At 69.1% G+C, this 23,697-nt stretch carries 25 protein-coding genes; 13 read left to right on the top strand and 12 right to left on the bottom strand.

Translation table 11 applies throughout. The features are described from left to right. Nucleotides 1-249 carry a hypothetical protein gene (locus tag U0R18_RS05815; RefSeq protein WP_526366821.1) on the bottom strand — a complete coding sequence of 83 codons (249 nt, stop codon included), beginning with the start codon at nt 247-249 and terminating at the stop codon, nt 1-3. 16 nt (nt 250-265) lie between these two features. Continuing rightward, complete coding sequence (locus U0R18_RS05810; protein ID WP_526366819.1) at nt 266-775, bottom strand: amino-acid N-acetyltransferase; 510 nt, start codon at nt 773-775, stop codon at nt 266-268. A 135-nt stretch (nt 776-910) separates the two neighbouring features. Between U0R18_RS05810 and pgsA the strand changes: the two genes are divergently transcribed. The 4 genes from pgsA to pspM all read left to right on the top strand — a co-directional run bounded on the left by pgsA (nt 911) and on the right by pspM (nt 3,613). Next, on the top strand, nt 911-1,417 hold the full coding sequence (gene pgsA / locus U0R18_RS05805) for a CDP-diacylglycerol--glycerol-3-phosphate 3-phosphatidyltransferase (RefSeq protein ID WP_526367463.1): 507 nt from the start codon (nt 911-913) through the stop codon (nt 1,415-1,417). An 82-nt stretch (nt 1,418-1,499) separates the two neighbouring features. Next, nucleotides 1,500-1,832 carry a transcriptional regulator ClgR gene (clgR, locus tag U0R18_RS05800; protein WP_526366817.1) on the top strand — a complete coding sequence of 111 codons (333 nt, stop codon included), beginning with the start codon at nt 1,500-1,502 and terminating at the stop codon, nt 1,830-1,832. Between the two features lie 134 nt (nt 1,833-1,966). Then, a complete protein-coding gene (gene pspA, locus U0R18_RS05795) occupies nt 1,967-2,776 on the top strand; it encodes a phage shock protein PspA (RefSeq protein WP_526366815.1) in 810 nt (269 codons plus the stop codon). A 15-nt stretch (nt 2,777-2,791) separates the two neighbouring features. Then, a complete protein-coding gene (gene pspM / locus U0R18_RS05790; RefSeq protein WP_526366813.1) occupies nt 2,792-3,613 on the top strand; it encodes a phage shock envelope stress response protein PspM in 822 nt (273 codons plus the stop codon). A 1-nt stretch (nt 3,614) separates the two neighbouring features. Here the strand turns inward: pspM and U0R18_RS05785 are convergent, their stop codons facing one another. Genes U0R18_RS05785 through U0R18_RS05765 form a run of 5 tightly spaced genes read right to left on the bottom strand, consistent with a single transcriptional unit; the run spans nt 3,615 to nt 8,921 of the window. Further along, entirely contained in the window at nt 3,615-4,130 is a 516-nt protein-coding gene (locus U0R18_RS05785) for an Rv2253/PknI dimerization domain-containing protein (protein ID WP_526366811.1), read from the bottom strand. An 11-nt stretch (nt 4,131-4,141) separates the two neighbouring features. After that, nucleotides 4,142-4,636, bottom strand: coding sequence for a hypothetical protein (locus U0R18_RS05780; RefSeq protein ID WP_526366809.1), 495 nt, complete (start codon nt 4,634-4,636; stop codon nt 4,142-4,144). A 3-nt stretch (nt 4,637-4,639) separates the two neighbouring features. Beyond that, nucleotides 4,640-5,527, bottom strand: a complete 888-nt coding sequence (locus U0R18_RS05775) for an amidohydrolase family protein (protein ID WP_526366807.1) — start codon at nt 5,525-5,527, stop codon at nt 4,640-4,642. Then, entirely contained in the window at nt 5,524-7,116 is a 1,593-nt protein-coding gene (locus tag U0R18_RS05770) for an SDR family NAD(P)-dependent oxidoreductase (RefSeq protein WP_526366805.1), read from the bottom strand. Before U0R18_RS05770 ends, U0R18_RS05775 begins: the two co-directional genes overlap by 4 nt. Beyond that, nucleotides 7,113-8,921, bottom strand: a complete 1,809-nt coding sequence (locus U0R18_RS05765; protein ID WP_526366803.1) for a flavin-containing monooxygenase — start codon at nt 8,919-8,921, stop codon at nt 7,113-7,115. Before U0R18_RS05765 ends, U0R18_RS05770 begins: the two co-directional genes overlap by 4 nt. A gap of 162 nt (nt 8,922-9,083) precedes the next feature. Between U0R18_RS05765 and U0R18_RS05760 the strand changes: the two genes are divergently transcribed. Further along, nucleotides 9,084-10,460 (top strand): aromatic ring-hydroxylating oxygenase subunit alpha, encoded by a 1,377-nt coding sequence (locus U0R18_RS05760; RefSeq protein ID WP_526366801.1) that lies wholly within the window; start codon nt 9,084-9,086, stop codon nt 10,458-10,460. Beyond that, nucleotides 10,457-12,238, top strand: a complete 1,782-nt coding sequence (locus U0R18_RS05755) for an FAD-dependent oxidoreductase (protein WP_526366799.1) — start codon at nt 10,457-10,459, stop codon at nt 12,236-12,238. Before U0R18_RS05760 ends, U0R18_RS05755 begins: the two co-directional genes overlap by 4 nt. Here the strand turns inward: U0R18_RS05755 and U0R18_RS05750 are convergent. Genes U0R18_RS05750 through U0R18_RS05735 form a run of 4 tightly spaced genes read right to left on the bottom strand, consistent with a single transcriptional unit; the run spans nt 12,201 to nt 16,533 of the window. Beyond that, a complete protein-coding gene (locus U0R18_RS05750; RefSeq protein ID WP_526366797.1) occupies nt 12,201-13,055 on the bottom strand; it encodes an enoyl-CoA hydratase/isomerase family protein in 855 nt (284 codons plus the stop codon). The two genes, U0R18_RS05755 and U0R18_RS05750, sit on opposite strands and share 38 nt — an antisense overlap. After that, nucleotides 13,052-14,272, bottom strand: a complete 1,221-nt coding sequence (locus tag U0R18_RS05745; protein ID WP_526366795.1) for a CaiB/BaiF CoA transferase family protein — start codon at nt 14,270-14,272, stop codon at nt 13,052-13,054. The genes U0R18_RS05750 and U0R18_RS05745 overlap by 4 nt, the downstream gene beginning before the upstream one ends. 1 nt (nt 14,273) lies before the next feature. Next, a complete protein-coding gene (locus tag U0R18_RS05740) occupies nt 14,274-15,359 on the bottom strand; it encodes an acyl-CoA dehydrogenase family protein (RefSeq protein WP_526366793.1) in 1,086 nt (361 codons plus the stop codon). Nucleotides 15,360-15,375: 16 nt separating this feature from the next. Continuing rightward, nucleotides 15,376-16,533 carry an acyl-CoA dehydrogenase family protein gene (locus tag U0R18_RS05735; protein WP_526366791.1) on the bottom strand — a complete coding sequence of 386 codons (1,158 nt, stop codon included), beginning with the start codon at nt 16,531-16,533 and terminating at the stop codon, nt 15,376-15,378. Nucleotides 16,534-16,635: 102 nt separating this feature from the next. Here U0R18_RS05735 and U0R18_RS05730 point away from each other — a divergent pair, with 102 nt between their 5' ends. Genes U0R18_RS05730 through U0R18_RS05700 form a run of 7 tightly spaced genes read left to right on the top strand, consistent with a single transcriptional unit; the run spans nt 16,636 to nt 22,481 of the window. Further along, nucleotides 16,636-17,499 carry a mycofactocin-coupled SDR family oxidoreductase gene (locus tag U0R18_RS05730; protein WP_526366789.1) on the top strand — a complete coding sequence of 288 codons (864 nt, stop codon included), beginning with the start codon at nt 16,636-16,638 and terminating at the stop codon, nt 17,497-17,499. An 11-nt stretch (nt 17,500-17,510) separates the two neighbouring features. Then, a complete protein-coding gene (locus tag U0R18_RS05725) occupies nt 17,511-17,840 on the top strand; it encodes a hypothetical protein (protein WP_526366787.1) in 330 nt (109 codons plus the stop codon). Further along, on the top strand, nt 17,840-18,835 hold the full coding sequence (locus U0R18_RS05720; protein WP_526366785.1) for a thiamine pyrophosphate-dependent dehydrogenase E1 component subunit alpha: 996 nt from the start codon (nt 17,840-17,842) through the stop codon (nt 18,833-18,835). Before U0R18_RS05725 ends, U0R18_RS05720 begins: the two co-directional genes overlap by 1 nt. Continuing rightward, a complete protein-coding gene (locus tag U0R18_RS05715; RefSeq protein WP_526366783.1) occupies nt 18,832-19,839 on the top strand; it encodes an alpha-ketoacid dehydrogenase subunit beta in 1,008 nt (335 codons plus the stop codon). Before U0R18_RS05720 ends, U0R18_RS05715 begins: the two co-directional genes overlap by 4 nt. Further along, nucleotides 19,832-20,068 (top strand): lipoyl domain-containing protein, encoded by a 237-nt coding sequence (locus U0R18_RS05710; protein ID WP_526366781.1) that lies wholly within the window; start codon nt 19,832-19,834, stop codon nt 20,066-20,068. Before U0R18_RS05715 ends, U0R18_RS05710 begins: the two co-directional genes overlap by 8 nt. 32 nt (nt 20,069-20,100) lie before the next feature. Continuing rightward, nucleotides 20,101-20,970, top strand: coding sequence for an enoyl-CoA hydratase/isomerase family protein (locus U0R18_RS05705; RefSeq protein WP_526366779.1), 870 nt, complete (start codon nt 20,101-20,103; stop codon nt 20,968-20,970). 2 nt (nt 20,971-20,972) lie between these two features. Then, a complete protein-coding gene (locus U0R18_RS05700) occupies nt 20,973-22,481 on the top strand; it encodes an AMP-binding protein (protein ID WP_526366777.1) in 1,509 nt (502 codons plus the stop codon). On the opposite strand, the gene U0R18_RS05695 is transcribed toward U0R18_RS05700, so the two are convergent. Further along, entirely contained in the window at nt 22,478-23,680 is a 1,203-nt protein-coding gene (locus tag U0R18_RS05695) for a cytochrome P450 (RefSeq protein ID WP_526366775.1), read from the bottom strand. The two genes, U0R18_RS05700 and U0R18_RS05695, sit on opposite strands and share 4 nt — an antisense overlap. Between the last annotated feature and the right edge of the window lie 17 nt (nt 23,681-23,697).

Below are 23,697 nucleotides of genomic sequence, written 5' to 3'. Positions count from 1 at the left end.
TCAGATCCCGCCGCTCCCGGAACCGCCGCCCAGCTCGATCTCGAACGGGGTGAGCGGCTCGGGCCACATCGGCTCCAACAGCGGTCCGGTGCACGTTGCGGCCTGCCCGGCCGGGTCGTCGGGGCAGCCGTTCGGGCAGTCGGCGGTGGCCTGCGGGCCGAAGCGGCACTGCGGGGTGGCGCCGGCCGGTGCGGCGACCATGACACCGGCGCCCAACAGCGCCGCGAGCATGGCGATCGCGCGTGCCATGGCGTCGACCCTACGACTACAGGACGAGCAACATCCGGGTGTTGCCGAGGATGTTCGGCTTCACGTATGACAGGTCGAGGAATTCGGCCACGCCGATGTCGTAGGACCGGCACATCTCCTCGTACACCTCGGCGGTGACGGGGGTGCCCTCGATCTCGGTGAAGCCGTGGCTGCCGAAGAATTCGGTCTCGAAGGTCAGCACGAACAGCCGCTGCAGCTGGAGATCGCGGGCCACCTCGATGAGCCGTTCGACGACGGCATGGCCGATGCCGCGGCCCTTGACCACCGGATCCACCGCGACGGTGCGCACCTCGCCCAGATCCGACCAGAGCACGTGCAGTGCGCCGCACCCGACGACCTCGCCGTCCAGCTCGGCCACCCACGTCTCCTGGACCGCCTCGTAGAGCGTGACGAGGTTCTTCTCCAGCAGAATCTTGCCGGAGTAGGTGTCGACGAGGCGCTTGATCGCGGGCACGTCCGTGGTCCGGGCGCGTCGTACCGTCGGCTCCTGGGCACCCGCGTTCACGGGAGCACAGTATCGGTTGCAGGCGCCGGACACCGCCTGGCTTATCCTGTCCCGGTGTCGGGGCCGGATATTCATCAACCAGCAGCCCCCCATCCACCCGTGCTGAACATCGCCAATCTGCTCACCGGGTTGCGCATGTTGCTGGTCCCGGTGTTCGTCGTGGCGCTCTTCGCCGGGGGCGGGCACGACAACGTGGCCCGCATCGTCGCGTTCGGCATCTTCGCCGTCGCGGTCCTCACCGACCGGGTCGACGGCCAGTTGGCCCGCCGCCGTGGCGAGGTGACCGAGTTCGGCAAGCTCGCCGACCCGATCGCCGACAAGGCGCTGGTGGGCGCGGCCCTGATCGGGTTGTCGATCCTCGGCGACCTGCCGTGGTGGGTGACGGTGCTGATCCTGGTTCGTGAGGTCGGCGTGACGGTGCTGCGGTTCGCGGTGCTGCGCCGCGGTGTCATCCCGGCCAGCCGCGGCGGCAAGCTCAAGACCCTGGTCCAGGCCGTGGCGATCGGGTTGTTCATCCTGCCGCTGACGGGCGGGTGGCACACCGTGGCCTGGGTGATCATGTGGATGGCCGTCGTGCTGACCGTGCTGACCGGGATCGACTACGTGGTGTCGGCGATCCGGAACTCCCGCCCGGCAGAGTGACCCGCGGGGTTCGGGAACCTTCCGACGGCCCGGTGACGTTGACACTCAACACGAGCTTTCGCGACATTCCAAAGGAGAACCGATGACGGTACTGATGCGCGAGGTGATCGGTGACGTCCTGCGCCGCGCCCGCATCGACCAGGGCCGCACACTGCGCGAAGTGTCCGATTCGGCGCGCGTGAGCCTGGGTTACCTCTCCGAGGTCGAACGTGGCCGCAAGGAACCGTCCAGCGAGCTGCTCGGCTCGATCTGCGGAGCCCTGGACATCCCGCTGTCCCGGGTGCTGATCGACGCCGGTGGCCAACTGGCCCGTGCCGAACAGCCCGTCGGCCAGAAGCAGGCCGTGGGCACCGCCAACATCGACATGAGCACCAAGGTCGTCATCCCGCCGGTCACCGCGATGGCGGTCGCCTAGGGAAATCTCGGTCTCCGGCCCGGACCGGGTGTACATCCGGAGGCGGCCCGATAAATTGGGCGGCGGCACGTGCCACGCACGGACAAGACCGAGACATCAACAGGGACTTCAACGACGTAAGGCGGAATCAACTCATGGCCAACCCGTTCGTCAAGGCATGGCGCTACCTGATGGCGCTGTTCAACTCCAAGATCGACGAGAACGCCGACCCGAAGATCCAGATCCAGCAGGCCATCGAGGACGCGCAGCGCCAGCATCAGGCGCTCAGCCAGCAGGCGGCGCAGGTCATCGGTAACCAGCGTCAGCTCGAGATGCGGTTGAACCGTCAGCTCGCCGACATCGAGAAGCTGCAGGCCAACGTGCGCCAGGCACTCACGCTGGCCGACCAGGCCACCGCCGCCGGCGATGCGGCCAAGGCCACCGACTACAACAACGCCGCCGAGGCGTTCGCCGCCCAGCTGGTCACCGCCGAGCAGAGCGTCGAGGATCTCAAGACGCTGCACGATCAGGCGCTGCAGGCCGCCGAACAGGCCAAGAAGGCGGTCGAACAGAACGCCATGATGCTGCAGCAGAAGATCGCCGAGCGCACCAAGCTGCTGTCCCAGCTCGAGCAGGCCAAGATGCAGGAACAGGTCAGCGCCTCGCTCCGGTCGATGAGCGAGATCGCGGCACCGGGGAACACCCCGAGCCTGGAAGAGATCCGCGACAAGATCGAGCGCCGTTACGCCAATGCGATGGGCTCGGCCGAGCTGGCACAGAACTCGGTGCAGGGCCGCATGCTCGAGGTCCAGCAGGCCAGCGTGCAGATGGCCGGCCACGACCGCCTCGAGCAGATCAAGGCCTCGATGCGCGGGGACGCGCTGCCGGCCGGCGGCGCCACGGTCACCCCGGCCGCGGCGGCTCCCGAGGTCACGGCCGCGCCCGACGAGCCGCTGAGCCAGTAGGTCCGAGGGAGTCCCATGTCAGCAGTCAGGTCCGCGGCCCGCGCCGCCCGCCGAGGTGCGCTGCAGCGCGGCGTCGACGCGGCCAGTGCCGCGGTCGACGTGGTGGCCAGCCGCCTGGCGGCCGCGGCGGACCCGCGGGCCCGGCTGCTGCGCAAACGTAGGTGGGCGCTGCGGCTGGCCGGGTTCTTCGGCTTCGCGACCGTCTTCTGGGTACTGGTGACCGGCCTGCTGGCCACCTGGAACACCCCGGTCTGGGCGCTGCTGATCACCGGGCTGATCGGTGCGGGCGCGGCTTTCCCGGCCGCGCTGCTGTTCCTGCGTTACCGCTGGCTGCGGGCCGAGCCGCTGCCGCACGAGCGGGTGACCAGCGGCCGCCGGCTCCCGCCACCCGGGTCGGCCGCGCGGCCGGCGATGTCCGCGCTGGGCGCCTCCGAGCGCGGACTGGTGTCGTTGATCGGGGTGATCGAGCGCGGCGAGTTGCTCCCGGCCGACGAGGTCGGTGAGGTCGGCGCGGCGGCGCACCGGTCGGCGGCGGCCATGGCCGCGACCGCCGACGAAGTGGTGTCCATGGAACGCGCGGCGGGCGCCTCGCCGCAGGCGCGCGCACATCTGGCCCCCACCATCAACGCGTTCACCGCGCAGCTGTCGGCCGGGGTTCGGCAGTACAACGAAATGGTCACTGCCGCAGCGCATCTGGTCTCGGCCGCCAATGGCACCGGAGGAGCGCCGGTACCGCTGCCGCAGCATCACTACCGGAGCGAGCTGACCTCGGCCACCGATCGGTTGCTGGGGTGGGCGCAGGCCTTCGACGAACTGGGCCCGCCCATCCGGATCTGACTCAGCCGGTCCGGCTGATCTTCACCGGCATCGTCAGCACCAGCGGCAGGTTTCGGCCGCAGTTCCCGCTGGCGCCGGTGGTCTCGTCCTTGCCGAGCCACAGGTCGGAGAACCGCTGCGACGTGCCGTCGGGTGCGGCGGAATAGAACGAGTACACCTGCAGACCCGGGGCCCGGGTGCCGTCGTCGCACGGAATCCATTCGGGGACATCGTGTTTGACGTACCACATGCCGCCGTTGACGGTGTATATGTTCGCGGTCCAGCCCAGGCTGCTGGTCACCGTGCCGGAGCAGGCCAGGGCCGATGAGCACACGGTGTCCACCGTCCACGTGCTGCGCACCGTCGGCTGGTCCTGGTAGCGCTCGTTCATCTGGGCCCATTCGCCGTTCGACACGACCGAGAAGGTGCCGTTCATCGCGTATTCGTCGAACTGGGCGCCGGCCACCGGGGCGCCGGCGGCGGTCGCGAGCGCCACCGCGGCGACGGTGGTCCCCAGTGTCGTCATGCCGCTACGCATGTGCCGCTCCTTCACATCGGCTCCAATGCGAAGTTGAACACGTTGGTACCGCCCGGGGCGCCGAAACAGCCCGTCTCGAACGTCGACGTGACCGTGCCCTGCAGCGACATGGCGTCCCAGGAGTAGACATCGTGCGACGGCAGCGCCTGGCCGAAGCAGCGGACGCCGTCGACCACGTCGACGCTCAACGTGTACCGGCCGTCGGCGTAGTACGCGGTGTTCTGGAATGTCGTGCCGTTGCGGCTGGGCCGTGGCACGGCGGTGACGCTGAGGTCGTCGGTCGGTGTGGTCACCGTTGGATCGGAGAACGGGGTGCCGCAACGCGGATCGCCGCCGCCGCAGGAATGGTTCACCAGCCAGACCCAGGCGACGTCGTTCCAGCGGTCGCTGTGGACCTGGTAGTTGCCGATGCTCATCCCGGCGGCGGAGGCTGCGGGTGCCGCGGTGACGGCGGCACACAGCAGCCCCAGCGCCACTGCCGGTGCGACGGCGGATGCGGTCCTCATGGGTCAGTTCTCCGACAGTCGGTAGACGCGCTCGGCGTTGGCGGCGAAGAGCTTGTCGCGGACGTCGTCGTCGAGGCCGGCGGTGATGTCCGCGTACGCGGTGTACAGCTGGTCGAAGCTGCCGTGCAGGCCGTCGACCGGAAAGTTGCTGGCGAACAGGCAGCGGTCGACGCCGAACGCCTCCATCGCGTACTCCACCCACGGCGCCAGCACGTCGGCCGCCATCGAGTGCAGGGGCATGGCCAGGCCGGAGAGCTTGCACAGCACGTTCTCCCCGACGCCGGCGAGCGCATCGATACCGTGACGCCAGAGTTCCTGTTCATCGGCACCGTCGTTGCGCGGCCAGCCGGTGTGTTCGACGACGACAACCAGGTCGGGGTGCCCTTCGAGGCCGCCGGCGGCCTCGACCAGCTGATCGGGGTGCGCCATCAGTTCGAACACCAGCCCGCGGTCCTGCAGCGCGCGCAGGATGTCGGGGGCGGGCAGACCGGCCTCCGCGGCGCCCATCGGCCGGACGCCGCGGAAGCGGGCGGCCGCACACTGGCGGTCGATGGCCGCGATCACGTCCGCCGTCGATCCCGGTGGCAGCCCGCCGATGATGGCATCGGGATGTCCGTCGGTCGCGGCTCGCCCATCGAGCTCGAGGGTCTCCTCGACGGAGTGCCGGCCCGTCGCGGCGGCCACGTTCACCAGCTTCTCGACGTTCCAGCCCGCGGCCTCCGACCGGTAGGTGGGGACGTCGAACCGGCGGGACATGCCCGTCACGTCACCCATGTTCAGGCCCGCCTGGCCGCTGGACAGGTAGGGATACCAGTCGGTGCGGGCGGGATCCCACAGGTGCACGTGGGCATCCACCACCCGCGACGGCCGGGCTGCGCTGCTCGACGTCATTGCGGTGCAACCATTTCCGTGAGCACATCGTCGAACCAGGCCGGTATGGCCGGTCCGCCGAAGCTGATGCTGCCGATGGGGTGGGGGTGGGCGCGCAGCCCGAACCACCCGGAACCGGCCACCAGTTCGGCACCGGCCAGATCGGCCGCCGCGGGGCTGCACACCAGATGTCTGACGAGTTCTATTGGCAGACAGTCGGTTTCCGTGCTGACGGCGAACGGGGTGACCAGATCCCCGGTCGCCCGGCGGCCGGCCCGGGCCAGTTGCGCCGCGGCCTGCGCGCGGCTGCGCCCACCGGCGGACCCGGCCGCGGTCACCGTCACCAGGCGTAGCGCCCGGTCCGCCGACCTGGCCAGGTCGGTGACGGTCCGGGTCCAGGTGGCGTCAGCATGGATCTTCTCGGCGAGTCCGTCGTGTTCGGCCAGAATGCGCTCCCACTCCGTGCCCGCCGCGCCGGCTGCCGACGAGCCCGTCAGGGCGACCACCACCGCATCGGGTGCGTCCAGGGCGGCCAGTTCGGCGGGGGAGGCGACGACCTGCGCGGTGACGCCGCGGGCCGCCAGGGCCGAGCCGAGCGCGGCGGAGAAATCTGCGCGGTCGGTCGCGATGACACAGCGCCGGATCGCCGGGTCCGGCAGGGCCGCATCAGGTTTCGCGTCGAAGAGCCTGCCGAACCGGGCATTGCTCCCGCCCCCGGTCGCCTGGCGGGCCTCGACGCCGCTCAGCGCCGAGGTGGTGGACTCCAGCACATGAGCCGGTGAGGCGACGTCATCGCCGCGGATCACCTCCAGCAGCCGGGGCTCGTCGACGACGGCGACCTCCGACCCGCCGCCGAAGAGCACCCGTCCGCGGCACGCCGCGAATGAGCTGCCGACCAAGTGGGCACCGAGCGGACCGAGGTCCTCGGGGGCGGGCATCGCGTCCAGGGACAGCCCGCCGGTCGCCGGCCCGGCCGGACCCTGTGCGCGCACCGGTGCGCGGCCCAGCGCCGCCGTCACCATGCGGGTGGCGGCGATGGGGGAGATGGCGTTGACGACCACCCCGGGCGGCGCATGCCGGCCCAGTTGCCATGTCAGTGCCGCCACCGCGCGTTTCGCGCAGCCGTAGGCACCGGCGTCGGCCGAGCGCCACCCCGATCCCGACGTGACGCCGAGGATATGGCCGTGACCGGCCGCGGCCATCAGCGGCAGGGCCGCGGTGAGCACGTTCAGGTAGCCGTCGAGGTGCACGGACAGAATGTCGCGCCAGTCGTCGTCCGAGCCCTTCCCGAAACTGGTGGGCCGCGTGATGCCGGCGATGTTGACCACGGCGTCGAGTCCGCCGAATTCGTCGGCGAGGTCGGTGAAGAGTCGGCGCACGCCGGCGCCGTCGGTGACCGACGTCCCGGATGCGCGCGCCCGGCCGCCGGCCGCCACGATCCGGCCGGCGGTGGTCTGCTCGGGCTCGGGCAGCCGCTCGGACCCGTCGACCGAGACCAGCGGGTCGACCGTGACGACGAAAGTTCCGGTCCGGCCGAGTGATTCGGCGATCGCGGCACCGATGCCGCCGCCACCACCGGTGACCACGGCAACCCGCTGCCGGTCGTTCATTGCAGGGTTAGCCCTTCGAATTCGCCTGAGGCGAGCCACTTTTCGAGCAGATCGCGGTAACCGAAGTAGTCGCCGAACCCGCGGCCGTAGTTGGTGTCGCGGGCGCGGATGGCGCCGGGGTCGCCCTCGTTGTTGAGCCGCGACGGTGTGCAGGCGGACATGACGGCACTGGGGTCGACGTACGTGTCGACGATCTGCTGGATCCAGTCGGCCTCCGCACCGGCGTCGACATCGAAGACCCGGACGCCCTTGTCCTCGAGCGCCGCGATGGTGCCGGCGACGAATTCGGCTCCCAGCACCGCGATCTGGGTGTAGTTCACGGTGACCACGGACTGTTGTCCCGGCGCGGGCATCACGAACATGTTCGGGAAGCCGCTGCTGGTCATGCCGAAGAGGCTGGCCGCGCCGTCCGCCCATTTCTCGGCCAGTGTGACGCCGCCGCGGCCCACGATCTCATGCCCGGCGCGACGCTGCAGCGGGGTGACCTCGGCCTCGAAGCCGGTGCCGTAGACGATGCAGTCGACCTCGTACTGCGTGCCCCCGACGACGGGCCCCGCGGCGGTGATCCGATCGATCCCGGCCGGGCAGTCCACCAGCGTCACGTTGGGCGAGTTGAACGCGCCGTAGTACTCGTCGTGGAAGCAGGGTCGCTTGCACAGGTACCGGTAGTAGGGCTTGAGGATCGCCGCGACCGCGGGGTCGCTCACCAGTTCGTCGACGCGGCGGCGGTGCTCCTCCATGATCGCGTAGTCGAGTTCCTCGGCGTTCCGCATGAACTCCGCAATGGCCAGAGCCTGGCCGTCCTTGTCTCGCCGCGGCGGGTTCTGGACCGCGGCGTAGTGGTGCGTCCAGCCGTCGTCGGTCAGGTCGGCGTCGACCTGCTTGCCGAGCATGATGGCCTGGAAATTGTCCATCCGGGCCTTCTGCCAACCGGGCTGCAGGCTCGCGCCGAAGTCGGGATCGGTCCGGCGGTTGCCGCGCACACCGATGGCCGACGGGGTGCGCTGGAACACGTAGACGTGCTTGGCGTCGCGGGCCAGCGGCGGCAGGCACTGCAGGCCGCTGGCGCCCGTCCCGATCAGGGCGACCGCCTTGTCGCCCAGGTTCGTCATCGGTTGGCCGGGGCCGCCGCCGGTGTGGGCGTAGTCCCAGCGGGCGGTGTGGAACGCCCGGCCCGCGAAGTCGTCCATCCCCGGAATCGCCGGCAGTTTCAGCAGATTGAGGATTCCGACCGCCAGGATGTAGTACCGGCAGGACAGCTGATCGCCGCGATCGGTGTGCACCGTCCAGCGGCCGGCGCCCTCGTCCCACACGGCGCGGGTGACCCCGGTGTGGAACAGCGCGTCGGACACCAGGTCGAACCGGTCGGCGACGGCCTGCAGATGCAGGCGGATCTCCTCGCCGGACGCGTACCGTTCGGTGGGCAGGTAGTCGAGCTCTTCGAGCAGCGGCAGGTACTGGTAGGACTCGACGTCGCACATCACGCCCGGATACCGGTTCCAGTACCACGTTCCGCCGACGCCGCCGGCATGGTCGACGATCCGGATCCGCTGGACGCCGGCCCGGCGCAGCTGCGCGCCGGCCAGCAGGCCGGCGATGCCGCCACCGAGGATCACCACATCGGGATCGTCGATGACCGGTGGACGTTCGGTGTACGGGGTGAACGGATCGGTGAGGTAGTCGGCGACCTTCCGGTCGTGGGCCATGTCGCGCAGCGCGGTCCGGCCGGCGACCAGCCGTCGATCGCGCTCGGCACGATATTTGGCGTGTACGACATCGGGGTCAAAGGCCCTCTGGGTACTCAAGGTCCTCCGTTCGGGGCAGTCGGCGGGCAGCCCTGCCAGTGTTACAAGTTCCGACCGAAATGTCACGGTATTGGTCCGCATCGGCCCAGGACAAAAATAGCTATTATTGCTAAGATACCGGCATCTGCAGGTGCTCAGTGTCGAGCCGGAAGGATCGCCCCGTTGGTCAGTCGCGCGCACCCCGACCACCCGACTCCGCGCGCCGTGCCGTGGGCGGTCCGCACGGCCGACCGGATACCCAAGCAGCGCTATTACGATCCGGAGTTCTACGCGCTCGAGGCCGAGCTGCTGTGGCCGCGGGTGTGGCAGATGGCGTGCCGGTTGGAGGAACTGCCCAACCCCGGCGACTTCGTCGAATACGAGATCCTGGATCAGTCGGTCATCGTGGTCCGGGTGGACGCCGATCATGTTCGCGCATACCACAATTCCTGTCGGCACCGCGGGATGAAGCTCGTCGAGGGCCAGGGCTCGCGACGCTCGTTCGTGTGCCCGTTCCACGGCTGGTGCTGGGACCTCGACGGTACGAACACCTTCGTGCTGCGTCCGGAACTGTTCGGCGAGGCCAACCTGGATGCCGGTGACCTGCGCCTGACACCCGTCCGATGTGAACTGTGGGGCGGGTGTGCGTGGATCAATCTGGACGACGATGCGCCGCCCCTGCGCGACCAACTCGAACCGTTCGCGTCCAGACATGACGAGTGGAACGTCGGCGCGCTGCGCACCGAATGGTGGAAGTCCTGCGTGCTGCCGGTGAACTGGAAGCTCGCCGCGGCCGCCTTCATGGAGGGCTACCACGTGCCGCAGACGCATCCACAATTGATGACGCGCGCCGCCGAACGCACCGGGGTGCATCCGGTGATCGAGACCAGCCTGCACTACATGCGCACCCTGGGCTCCGGGATGGGCGGCATGACCCACGAGAACGATGTGCGGATTGCCGAAGGGCTGCAACATCTCTCACTGCCCGATGATCCGAGGGAGGCGATGAAGGCCTGGCAGGTCGCCGTCAACGACGCCGTCACGGCATGGCACCGGGCCCGCGGATGCGACTTCCCCGACCTCAACGACCTGGACCGCCGCAAGGTCATCGACCCGATCGGGTTCGGCTTCCCGCACTACTTCCTGCTGCCGCAGTACAGCAGCGCGTCGTCGTACCGGATCCGCCCACTGGGCCCCGAGAGCACGTTGTTCGAGATCTGGTCGCTGACCCGGTTCCCGGGCGACCGCTCGCCGGGGCGGCCCATCCCGCCGGTACCGCTGCCGCCCGACGACCCGAGTTGGCCGATGATCCCGGCGCAGGATTTCTCCAACCTGCCCCGGCAGCAGCGGGGGCTGCACGCCCGCGGCTTCGAGTTCATGCGGCTCTCCGAACGGGTGGAGGGTCTGATCTCCAACTTCGAGCGGGTGATCGACGGGTTCCTGGCCGGGGTTCCGGCCGACCGGCTGGTGCCGGCCATCCAGCAGACCAACACCACCATCGATGTCCCGATCGCCGATCTGGGCCCGGGCGTCCGGGTCGGGACGGACGCCCCGACATGACCGACTGGGACGAATCCGTCGACCTGCTGATCGCGGGCAGCGGCGGTGGCGGGATGGTCGCCGCGCTGGCCGCGGTCGATGCGGGCCTGCAACCGTTGGTGATCGAGAAGCAGGGTCTGCTCGGCGGCTCCACGGGACTGTCCGGCGGCATGATCTGGTTGCCCGACAACCCGCTCATGCGGTCGGCCGGGATCGCGGACTCGCGCGAGGAGGCATTGGCCTACTTCGACGCCGTGGTCGGCGAGCACGGCGGGCCGGGGTCGTCACCCGCGCGCCGGGAGATGTTCCTGGCCGCCGGTTCGGAGATGATCACCTTCCTGCAGCGCATGGGCGTTCGGCTGGTGCGCTGCCCGGGGTGGGCCGACTACTACCCGAATCATCCCGGCGGCAACGTCGCGGGCCGCGCCGTCGAGGGCGTGCCCTTCGACGCGGCCGCGCTCGGCGTCTGGAGCGACAAGCTCCAGCCGGCCATGGCCAAGAACTACGGGTTCGTGCTGGCCACCAACGAACTGCGGTCGGTGCAGTACTTCAACCGGTCGGCCCGCGCCTTCGCCGTCGCCACCCGGGTGTTCGCCCGCACGCTCCTGGCCCGGGCCCGCCGCCGGGAGGTGTTGACCAACGGCGCGTCGCTGATCGGACAGATCCTGTGCGCCCTGATGAACTCCGCCGGCGGGTTCGGCGAGCGGAGTAGTTCCGCGAGCATGAGGCCCGACGGCAAAGCTGTTGGTAAGCCACCGATCTGGCTCGACTCGGCGATGGACGACCTGATCGTCGAGGATGACCGAGTCGTCGGCGCGCGGGTGCTGCGCGACGGCCGGGCGCTGAACGTGCGGGCCCGCCGGGGCGTGCTGTTGGCCGCCGGCGGTTTCGGCCGCAATCCCGAGATGCGGCGGTGCTACAGCGGCGATCAGCCCAACGAGGCCAAGTGGTCCATCGCCAATGCGGGCGACACCGGTGAGGTGCTGCAGACGGCCATGGACCTCGGTGCGGCAACCGACCTGCTCGACGAGGCCTGGTGGTTGCCGATGGCGTTCATCAACGACCCGGTGGCGGTGTCGATCGGTTCGGGGCGGCAGCGGCCCGGCGCCATCTACGTCGACGGCAACGGCAGGCGGTTCTGCAACGAGTCCAACTCGTACGTCGAGGTCGGCAAGGCCATGTACGCCGATCACGCGGTGCCGTGCTGGCAGATCTTCGACGAGGGCTACCTGCGCCGGTACGTCTCCGGTGCCAACCCGCTGAGGAAGCGCCGCCTGCCGGAGTCGCTGATCGACCCCGGGACCGGTAAGGGGCCGGTGAAGCGTGCCGGGACGGTGGCCGAGCTGGCGGGCCAGATCGGAGTTCCGGCAACCGAATTGGAGCGTACGGTGGCGCGGTTCAACGAATTCGCGGCGCGCGGGCTCGACCCCGACTTCGGCCGGGGCCAGTCGGCGTACAACGCCTGCCTGGGCGATCCCGGATACCGGCCGAACGCCGCGCTCGGGCCGCTGGACCGGGCGCCGTTCTACGCCACCCGGGTGTTCCCGGGTGACGTGGGGACGTGCGGCGGCCTGATCACCGACGAGTTCGCCCAGGTGCTCGATCAGCAGGGCAAGGTGATCGACGGGCTGTACGCCACGGGCAACATCACCGCGACGGTGATGGGCCGCACGTACCTGGGCGCCGGCGGCAGCATCGCCAACACCATGATCTTCGGCTACGTCGCCGCGTTGCACGCCGCGGGTCGGCCGGTGGGCTCCGCTACGGTGGAGGCTGTTCGCCGGCCGCCCGCTCGGTGAAATGCCTTGGCTTGAGCCCTGATTGGATCAGCTCGGCCCGGCGCGCCTGAACGTCGGTGGCCGCACCCACCATATTCGTCAGGATGTGGCTGACCTGCAGGTGCACCCGCATCCCCATCAGTTCGTAGGCCCGTTTGACGTTGTTCTTCACGGCCATCAGGGTGGTCAGGGGGATCTGGGCGATGCGCTGGGCCATGTCCTCGACCGTCGACTCGAGATCCTCCCGCGGCACCACCTTGTTCAGCAGTCCCCAGTCCAGGGCCTCCTGCGCCGACAGCGTCGGCGCCAGCAGCAGCCAGTCCATGGTGCGGTGCCAGTTCATCAGCAACCAGGGCTCGATCATGGTGTGCCCGCCGGGTTCGCCCAGGCTCTGCGCCAGCGGCATCTGGAACTGGGCGTCCTCGGAGGCCACGCAGAAATCGGTCAGCAGGCCCAGATAGATCCCGCCGCCCATGCAGTAGCCGTGGATGGCCGAGATGGTCGGCTTGGGGAACTCCCACAGATACAGCGTCGGCCACAGGAACAGGTCGGCGGTGCCCTTGTAGAGGTCCTCGAAGGTGTCGCCGAAGTCGGGGTACGGATTCTCGTCGGGACCCCAGCGGGCCACATGGCCGCCGCAGAATCCCTTGCCGTTGGCCTTGAGGATGACCACCTTGATCTCGCGGTCCCGGTCAGCCTCGTGCAGGCAGGCGTCGACCTCCTCGACCAGTTGGGCGTCCTTGGTGTTGGCCTTGTCGGGACGGTTGAGGATGATCCGCGCGATCGGCGGTTCCCGTTCGTAGATCACGGCATTCAGGACGCGGCGCTCGGCACTCATAGGATTGCCCCCGCGTCCTTGGCCGCCGAGATGTCATCCCAGTCCAGGTCGAGCTCGAGCAGGATCTCCTCGGTGTGCTGGCCGTGTTCGGGCGCGCGGGCGGCCGCCGGCGGGGTTTCGTCGAATTGCACTGGGGCGGCCACGATCTGGTATTCGTTGCCGTGATCGTCGACGTTGGGTACGACGTACCCGTTGGGCCGGACCTGCGGGTCGTTGAGGGTTTCGCGGGGGGTGGCCAGGGCTGCCCACACGCCGGGTTCGTCGGCGAGCACATCGTGCCAGTGCGCCAGGTCGTGTGCGGCGATGGCCTCGCCGACCAGGGCGGTGGCCTCGGCCGCGTTGGCGATCAGGTTGCTCGACGGCACGAACCGCTGGTCGGTGGCCAGTGCGGGCACGCCGATCCGCTCGCAGAATCCGGCCCAGAACCGGTCCGGCTGCAGGAAGACCAGTTGCAGCCAGCGGCCGTCCTTCGTCCGGTACCGGTTCACCAGGGGATTGATCGCCAGACCGGGCGGGGCGCCGGGGATGCCGTCCATGTCGAACAGGTCGGCGACGGAGATGGACGGCGCGATGGTCCACATGGCCTGCGCCAGCAGCGAGGAGTCGACGATGGTCGGTTCGCCGGTGCGTTCCCGGTGGAACAGCGCGGCGCACACGCCGCCGGCCAGGGTGATCCCGCCCTGCAGGTCACCGAACCCGGGGCCCTGTACTGCCGGGGTCTCGGTGCCGAACGGGGTCATCGTGTACGACACACCGCCGCGGGACAGATACGTCGCGGCGTCGAAACCGCCCCGGTCGCGGTCGGGTCCGCGGACGCCGGTGGCCGTGCCGCGGGCGATGATGATGTTCGGGTTGAACCCGCGAATATCGTCGACGGTCAACCGGGCGCGTTCCAGGGGACCGGGCAGCCAGTTGGTCAGGAACACATCGGCGGTGGCGAGGAGTTTGCCGAAATACTCACGGCCGGTGGGTGATTTCACGTCGATGGCGATGCTGCGCTTGCCGCGGTTGCCGATCTCGAGGATGAAGTCGATCTTGGCCCGCGCCGCCTCCTTGGTGAAACCGCCGACCACCAGCGCACGGCCGGGGTCACCGCCCTGGACCGGCTCCACCTTGATGACGTCGGCCCCCCAGTCCGCCAGTGCCGCGCCCGCAGAGGGTACGTAGGTCCAGGATGCGAGTTCGACGACGCGCACACCGCGAAGTACCTCCGACACGTCAGTTCCCTTCCGCGAGCTGTCGGCCGACGGCCTCCAGATAGTGATCGGTCGCGCCGAACAGCGCACTGAAGCCGAGCAGGCGCTCGAGGTAGAGGTGCGCGTCGTGCTCCCAGGTGAAACCGATGCCGCCGAACACCTGGATCGCGGTGTCGCCGACCGTGGCCAGCCGGCCGGCGAACGCCCGGATTCGCTGCGCGGCCAATCGCGCGTCGGCGGGGGCACCACCGTCGGCGGCCCAGAGTGCGTGGATCACCCCGCCGCGGGCGAGTTCGACGGTCTCGTACATGTCGACGCACAGGTGGGCGACAGCCTGGAAGCTGCCGATGGGCGCACCGAACTGCCGGCGCACCTTGGCGTACTCGACGGCGGAGTCCTGCACGGCCCGCGCGGCCCCGAGCGCGTCGGCGCCCGAGACGATGAGCACGTCGGCCACGACCGCTTCGAGATCGGCTGCCGACAGCGTGCCGAGGCGCTGGGCGGCCACGCCGTCCAGTTCGACGTCGAACAACTTGTGCGTCGGGTCGATGTGCGGTCGGGGGGAGACGGTGACGCCGGCCGCGGTGGGATCGACGGTGAACAAACCGATTTCGTCATTCGTGTCGGCCAGGACCAGCAGGACGCCGCTGGCCGCCGCGTCCGGCAGCGCGGTGATCGTGCCGTGCAGCGTCGCGCCGTCGGCGCGTGGCCGGTCTCCCCGCAACGGGCCGACCGTCGTGATGGTGGTCCCGTCGGCGATCCCGGCGAGCAGCTTGTCGACGTAGGCCCGATCCGCGGCCCCCAGTCGGGCCAGGGTCCGGGGGGCGGTGACAGCGGTCGACAGCCACGGGCCGGGGTGCAGACCCGCTCCGAGTTCTTCGGCGACGACGCCGGCCTCCACCATGCCCAGCCCGGCGCCACCGTGCTCCTCGGCGACCAGCACCCCGGTGGCGCCCAGCCCCGCCAACTCCTGCCACACCGCTGCGGTGGTGCCGGTCGGGTCGTCGAGCAGCGGGCGGACGTGCTCGGCGATGCCGGCCCGCTCGGCGCACCAGTGCCGCACCGTGTCCCGCAGCTGCGTCTGTTCCGCACTCAGTTCGAGATTCATTGTCCGCCTGCGGTTCTCATTTTCTCGGCAGCCCCAGCACCCGGGTGGCGGTGACGCCCTTGTTGATCTGGGTGGTGCCACCGGCGATGGTGAGGGATCGCGAGGCCAGGCGTTGCCGGCTCCATCGGTCGGTCACCTGCCGCGGGCCCAGGACGTCGAAGGCGAACTCGGCCATCGCCTGACCGACCTCGGCCCACACGCTCTTGGCCAGGCTGGACGAGCCGAGTGCGTCGCCGCCGTGGATGGCCGCCGAGATCGAACGCTTGCAGAGCAGCTCCAGGTAGTCGACCTGCACGGCGAGCTCACCGAGTCGGCGTAACGTCGCGGTGTCCTCGAGCGCGGGACGCCCATCGATCCGGTGCCCGGCCAGATCGGCGACCAGGTCGGCCAACTGTAGCTGCTGGGCGGCGTAAAGCCTTGCCGCTCCGGCACGTTCATGGCTCAGCGTAGTGGTAGCGACCTGCCAGCCGCCGTCGAGCGGACCCAGCAGGGCGTCCGCCGGAACGCGGACTTCGTGCAGGAACACCTCCGCGAAATCGGCCGCACCGTTGAGGGTCAGCAGGGGACGGGCCTCGATGCCGGGCAGGCGCATGTCGACGATCAGGCAGGAGATGCCCTTGTGCTTCGGGACGTCCGGGTCGGTGCGGACATAGAGTTGGCACCAGTCGGCCCGGTGGCCCAGTGAGGTCCAGACCTTCTGGCCGTTGACGATGAAGTGGTCGCCTTCCCGCACTGCCCTGGTGCGCAGCGACGCCAGGTCGGACCCGGCCTCGGGCTCCGACATGCCCTGGCACCAGATGTCGTCGGCACGGACCATCCGCGGCAGCAGCTCACGCTTCTGGGCTTCGGTGCCGTACTGCATGATCGCCGGGCCGATGTTGTTGATCCCGATCACGTTCAGCGGCAACGGAGTCCGGGCCCGGGTGATCTCCTCGGCGTGCACCAGCTGTTCGAGTGCCGACGCCCCACGTCCGCCGTATTCCTGCGGCCAGGACATCGCCCCCCAGCCCGCGTCGGCCACCGTGGCATCCCAGGCGCGACGGACCTCGAACTCGGCATCGGACATGTCGCGGCCGCGACCGGCCCGCACGATCTCGTCGGTCAGGTTCGCGCCCAGCCATGCGCGCAGTTCGCCGCGGAGTTGCTCCACGTGTGGCGGGTACGAGAAGTCCACTGTGCGTCCTGTCGGGCGGGCTGGATCGGTATCTTTGTTATTTTAGGAACTATAGTTACCGTAGGCGATACGGTAGCAACAACGTACTCCGAGAGGGCGGTCATGGGTCGAGTAGCCGACAAGGTGGTCCTGATCAGTGGAGCCGCCCGCGGCCAGGGCCGATCACACGCACAGCTGCTCGCGGCCGAGGGTGCCGACATCATCGCGGTGGACATCTGCGCGGACATCGACACCAACGAGTACCCGCTGTCGCGGCCCGAGGATCTCGACGAGACCGCCCGGCTGGTGGAGAAGGAAGGCCGGCGCGCCTACACGGAGATCGCCGACGTCCGGGATCGGGCGGCATTGTCCGCGGCGATCGACCGCGGGGTGGCCGAGCTCGGTCGTCTCGACGTGGTGGTCGCCAACGCGGGCATCGCGCCGTTGACGGCGGGTTCGGGCATCGAGGCATTCGTGGACGCCGTCGACGTCGACCTGGTGGGCGTGCTCAACCTGGTCCACTGCAGCGTCAAACATCTGGGCCCCGGTGCGTCGATCGTCGTCACCGGCTCGATGGCCGCGGCGCTCAGCGCCGCCAACAGCGGCGGCATCGACGCGGGCGCCGGGGGAGCGGGCTACGGGTTCGCCAAACAGGTTGTCGCACACTATGTCAACGATCTGGCGCTGCAGATGGCGCCGAAGAACATCCGCGTCAACGCCGTCCATCCCACCAACGTCAACACCGACATGCTGCACAGCCCGCCGATGTACCGGGCGTTCCGGCCGGACCTGACCGAACCGACCCGCGAGGATGCCGAGCTGGTCTTCCCGGTGCTGCAGGCCATGCCGATCCCATTCGTGGAGCCCGAGGACATCAGCGAGCTGGTGCTCTTCCTGGCCTCCGATGCGGCCCGGTACGTCACGGGACAGCAGATCGCAGTCGACGCGGGATGCGGGGTCAAGGCCCGGGCCTTCCGGGGACTGTGAGAGGAGCCGGCATGGCCAGGGGCATCATCTATCTCGAGACCCGACCGTCCTCGGCGGACTGCGAGGCCGAATACCACGACTGGTACAACGACACCCACCTCGCGGAGATCTGCTCGGTCGAGGGCATCACCGCCGCACGGCGATTCGCGCCGATCGATGGCCAGGGACCCTTCATCGCCATCTATGAACTCGACTGCGACGACCTCGATGCCGTGGTCGGCCGGCTACAGGAATTCGGCGCCAGCGGCAAGATGTCGTCGCTGCGATACCTGAGCATGGATCCGCCGCCCGTCCCGAAGGTGTACCGCGAGATCGGGTCCTATCGAAGATCAGCCCGGTAATGACGGCGACGCCCGATCTCCAGAAGCGCCTCTACAGTTTGATGGTTCTGATGAAGGCCGCCGACGACCGGCTGAGCAAGGGCATCGGAACCGGCGAATTCCTCTGTGTGTACTGGCCGTCGCGTGGGCAGGAGGCGGTGGCGGCCGGTATCGGGGTCACGCTGCGTCCCGACGACCGGCTCGTCACCACCTACCGCGGACTGCACGACCTGATCGGCAAGGGCGTGCCGCTCGAGGAGATCTACGGCGAGATGATGGGCCGCACCGTCGGCGCGAGCCGCGGCAAGGGCGGCACCATGCATATCGCCAATCCCGAAGTGGGAGTGATGCTGTCGACCGGCATCGTGGGGGCGGGGCCCCCCGTGGCGGTGGGTCTGGCGATGGCGGCCCAGCGCCAGGGCGCCGATCGCGTCACGGTGGTCAGCTTCGGTGACGGCGCCACCAACACCGGATCGTTCCACGAGGCCGCCAACATGGCGGCGCTGTGGGATCTGCCGGTGGTGTTCGTCTGCCAGAACAACCAGTACGCCGAGATGACGCCGACCTCCGACACCATGAAGATCGAACACGTCGCGCAGCGCGCCGCGGGGTACGGGATGCCCGGTGTCCGCGTCGACGGCAACGACCCGCTGGCCGTCACGACGGCGCTCGGCGAGGCGGTGGACCGGGCTCGCGGCGGCGGCGGCCCCACCCTGCTCGAGTGCGTCACCTTCCGATTCCGCGGGCACTACTTCGGCGACCGGATGAAGTACATCCCGAAGGAGCAACTCGAGGCGGCGCTGGCTGCCGATCCGGTCCCCGTGTTCCGGCAGCGGTTGGCCGATACCGGGGTGTGTTCGGCCGCAGAGCTCGACGCCATGGATGAATCCGCCGAGGCCGCAGTCGAATCCGCGCTCCGGGCGGTGCTGGCGGCGCCGCCGGCCGGCCTCGACGAACTGGACCGTGAGGTGTACGCCGTCCCCATCGGATATCCGAGCACGGCGGGTCACCCATGACCGAGCAGCGGATGTCGATGCGGGAGGCGCTGAACCTCGCACTCGATCACGCGCTGGAAACCGATCCGCGGGTTTTCCTGCTCGGTGAGGACATCGCGGATCCGGGCGCCACCGGGCCGACGGCCGGACTGTCGAGCAAGCACGGCCACGACCGCGTGCTCGACACCCCGATCTCCGAGGCCGCGATCGTGGGTGCCGCGGTCGGTGCGGCCATCGAGGGCATGCTGCCGGTCGCCGAGATCATGATCATGGACTTCATCGGCCTCGCGGCCGACCAGCTGATCAACAACGCCGCGAAGCTGCGGTTCATGACGGCGGGCAGAACCACTGCGCCCCTGACCATTCGGACCCAGGTGTACGGCGGGCTGGCCACCGGCGCCACCCACTCCCAGTCCCTGGAGGCGTGGTTCATGCACGTGCCGGGACTGAAGGTGATCGTGCCGTCCACCCCGCGGGATGCCAAGGGCCTGTTGACGTCGGCGATCTTCGACCCGGATCCGTGCCTGTTCATCGAGACCATCCGACTGCAGGGGATCAAGGGTCCCGTCCCGGCCGATCCCGGCTTCTCGATCCCGCTGGGCCGGATCGACATCAAGCGGCCCGGAACGGACGTCAGCCTGATCGCCTACGGGCGCGGTGTGCATGACGCGCTGGCCGCGGCCGAGACCCTGGCGGCCGAGCACGGCGTCAGCGCCGAGGTGGTCGATCTGCGCACGCTGGTTCCGCTCGACGTCGACGGCCTGGTGGAGAGCGTCGGACGCACCCGGCGGGCGGTGATCGCGCACCACGCCGTGCAGTTCGCGGGACCGGGCGCGGAGGTTGCGGCCATCCTGCACGCGCAACTGTTCGGACGCCTCGAGGCGCCGGTCGAGCGGGTGGGCGGCAGCTTCGTCCCGACGCCGGCCGCCGCGGAACTGGAAGCTGCTGCGTTGCCGACGCCGCAGCGCGTGGTGGACGCGGCTCTGCGGACGCTGCGTCCGGCGGAATCGAGTTCCCGTGGCTGACTTCGTCATTCGCATTCCCCGCGTCTCGGTGGCGGTGTCGGAGGCCGAACTCGTCGCGTTCCTGGTGGACGCCGGGGATCAGGTGGACGAGGGCGCGCCGATCTACGTCATCGCCACCGAGAAGGTGGAACAGGAGATCGAGGCCGGCGCATCGGGCACCGTGCGGTGGACCGGGCAGGTTGGCGAGACCTACGAGATCGGCGCCGAAATCGGCGTCATCACACATTGATCCGCGTAACAGTCAGTCAGTAGGGAGAAGCAGTGGATTTCGGACCGGACACCCGCGAACGCATCATCTACGAGAAGTCGGGCCCCATCGCCCGCATCACCCTGAACTGGCCGGAGAAGGCCAACGCGCAGGACCAGAAGCTGGCCGAGGAGGTCGATGCCGCCCTGCTCGACGCCGATCGTGACTACGACGTCAAGGTCCTGATCCTGCGCGCGAACGGCAAGGGCTTCTGTTCGGGGCACGCCATCGGGAACAACGCCCGCGACTACCCGAGTTTCGCCGAGGGCGCCCAGCGGACCGGCACGCCGTGGAAGGCGCAGACGGATCTGTTCGTGAAGCCCACCCTGAATCTGTGGGAGTTCTCCAAGCCGACCATCGCCCAGGTACACGGCTACTGCCTCGGTGGCGGCACCCACTACGGACTGACCACCGACATCGTGATCGCGGCCGACGACGCCTACTTCTCCTACCCTCCGCTGCAGGGCTTCGGTATGCCGTCGGGTGAATGTTCCATCGAGCCATGGGTTTTCATGAACTGGCGGCGGGCCTCCTACTATCTGTACACCGCCGAGGTGGTGAATGCCCCCAAGGCGCTCGAGTACGGATTGGTCAACGAGGTCGTGCCCCGCGACCAGCTGGAGGACCGGGTCGAATCGATCGCCCGGCACATCGCGCAGGCCCCGCTGACCACCCTGATGGCGACCAAGGCCAACATCAAGCGGGCCTGGGAGATGATGGGGATGCGGGTGCACTGGCAGACGTCCAACGATCTGGTGGTCCTGGCGTCGATGAGCAGCGACGTGCAGGAACTGATCGGGCAGGTGCTGGCCGGACGGATCAAGCCCGCGGAGATGGCGGCCCGGCAGGCCGCGGCCGCGAGCGACGGCGCCGCCACGCCCTGAGGATGCTCGCCGACCGAGGGCCATCGCCGGCGCTGATCCTCGCCGACGGCGCGGTGATCTCCTACGTCACGCTGTACCGGCGCAGCCAGCGGGTGGCGGCCCTGCTGCACGACGCCGGCCTGCGACCCGGCGACGGGGTCGCGCTGGTCCTGCCCAATTGCCCCGAGTTCTTCGAGATCGCCTGGGGTTGCCAGCTTTCCGGGCTGTACTACAGCGCGATGAACACCCATTTCACCGCGGACGAAGTGCGGTACGTGGTCGACGACTCCGATGCCGCGGCGGTGTTCGTCGACACGTCGATGACGGAGTTGGGGCAACGGATCGATGCGCCGATCCGGGTGGCGATCGGGCCCGGCCAACTCCCGGGCTGGCGCCCCTACGAACAGGCGGTGGCCGACGCCGGTGACGCACCGCCGCGGGCGGACGGCACCGAGATGCTGTATTCCTCGGGCACCACCGGACGGCCCAAGGCGGTGCGCCGCCCCCTGCCCGCCGACGGGAACGGGTCGTGGGCGCAGTCGGTACTCGAGCAGGCACTCGTCGTGCGTTACGGGATGACCCCGGACGATGTGTACCTCTCACCGGCGCCGCTCTACCACGCGGCCGGGATCAACTACACGATGGCCGTGCACCGGGTGGGTGCGGCCGCGGTGCTGATGCGCAGGTTCGATCCGGAGGACGTGCTGCGACTGATCGCCGAGCACCGGGTGACCCATGCGCAGTTCGTGCCGACGATGTTCGTCCGGATGCTGAAACTGCCCGAACACGTTCGCACTGCGTATGACCTGTCCAGCCTGCGGTGCGTGCTGCACGCCGCCGCCCCGTGCCCGGTGGAGGTCAAGCACCGGATGATGAACTGGTTCGGCCCGATCATCCACGAATACTACGGTGGCACCGAGGGTTTCGCGGGCACCGTCATCGGGCCGGACGAGTGGCTCGCGCATCCCGGCTCGGTCGGCCGGCCCCTGCATCCGGTGCACGTGCTGGCCGAGGACGGCATCGAGCTACCGCCGGGGCAGGCCGGTGAGCTGTTCTTCGAGGGCGGACCGTCGTTCGAGTACTTCAAGGATCCGCAGAAGACGGCCTCCGTCGCCAACGAGCGGGGTTGGCGCTCACTGGGTGACGTCGGCTACGTCGACGCGGACGGCTACCTCTACCTGACCGACCGGGCCAACTTCATGATCGTCTCCGGCGGGGTGAATATCTATCCGCAGGAAGCGGAGAACCTGTTGCTGATGCACCCGAAGCTGGTCGATGCCGCGGTCTTCGGTGTGCCCAATGCCGAGTTCGGTGAGGAGGTCAAGGCGGTGGTGCAACCGGCCGACGGAGTGGCGACCGGCGCCGGACTGGAGGCCGAACTGATCGCGTACTGCCGCGCCAACCTGGCCGCCTACAAGTGCCCGCGGTCCGTGGACTTCGACCCCGAGCTGCCCCGCGATCCGAACGGGAAGTTGTACAAGAGGATTGTCCGAGAACGTTATTGGGCCGGGCGCGACTCGCGCGTGCTCTAAGAAGTACGGAACGTCACCGGCAGGGTGGCGGGCGAGCGGAACGGCATGCCGACGATCCCGTCGCCCGCATCCACCAGCGTGAGGTCGGTGAGTCGGTCGAACAGCGCGTTCAGCATGGCCGTGGTCTCGACGCGGGCCAGGTGCATGCCCAGACAGCTGTGGATGCCGCCGGCGAACGAGACATGGGAGTGTCGCGGCCGGCCGATGTCGAACACTTCGGGGTTCTCCCACCGGGCCTCGTCCCGGTTGGCCGAACCGATGCAGAGGTTGATCTGCGCACCGGCCGGGATGGTGATGCCCTGGACCTCGACGTCGTAGCTGGCGGTCCGCGGCACCATGACCAGCGGCGTCTCGAACCGCAGGGCCTCCTCGATGGCCGCCGGGATCAGGCCACGATCGCGTTGCACGGCCGTGAGCTGCTCGGGATGCGTCAGCAGCAGGTACAGCAGGTTGCTGGAGGAGCGGTAGGTGGTCTCCAGGCCGGCCGGGAGCAGCAGACGCAGGAACGAGATGATGGCCTCGTCGGTCAGCTTCTCGCCATCGATCTCCGCGGTCACCAGATCGCCGATGATGTCGTCGGTCGGGTGGTCGCGGCGCAGGTCGACCTGGTTCTGGAAGTAGGTGCCCAGTTCGACCGACGCCAGGAGGCCGGCCTCGATGTCCGTCTGGATGGAGATCAGGTCCAGCGACAGCCGCCGGAACATGTCGAGGTCCTCCTGGGGCAGACCCAGCAGGGCGGCGGTGATCCGGGTGGGGAACTCGAACGTGAGCGCCTGGATGAGGTCGGCCGCACCGTCGTTGGCGATCTCGTCGACGAGCGCGTTGCAGATCGGGTCGATGACGGCGGGCTCCCAGGCCGTGAGTGCGCTCTGCCGGAACGCCTTTGACACCAGTGAGCGGTGGTCATGATGTTGTTTGCCGTGCATGCCCAGGATGGTCGGGCCGAACACCAGACCGATGGTCCTGTTGTGGAAGTCGGAGTTGAATGTCTGGTCGTCGCGGAACGCGGCGAACACACTGGCGAAGTCGAAGAAGGTCCACTCGTCGTCCGGGACGAACTCGGGCGGGGCCGAGGACATATCCATGATGCCGCCACGCCAGACGGGCGCGGTTCGGCGCATGTGGGCGAAGAAGCCGTACGGGTCGGCGGCCAGGTCGGGTGCACCCGGCTGATCCTGCGGGTCGAGATCTGTGGTCACCGGTGCCTCCTGCACGG

It is taken from the genome of Mycobacterium sp. (assembly GCF_046330795.1).
In the GTDB taxonomy this organism is placed as follows: Bacteria; Actinomycetota; Actinomycetes; order Mycobacteriales; family Mycobacteriaceae; genus Mycobacterium.
Note: the sequence above shows the minus strand (reverse complement) of the source record. Positions and strands in the feature narration are given on the sequence as shown.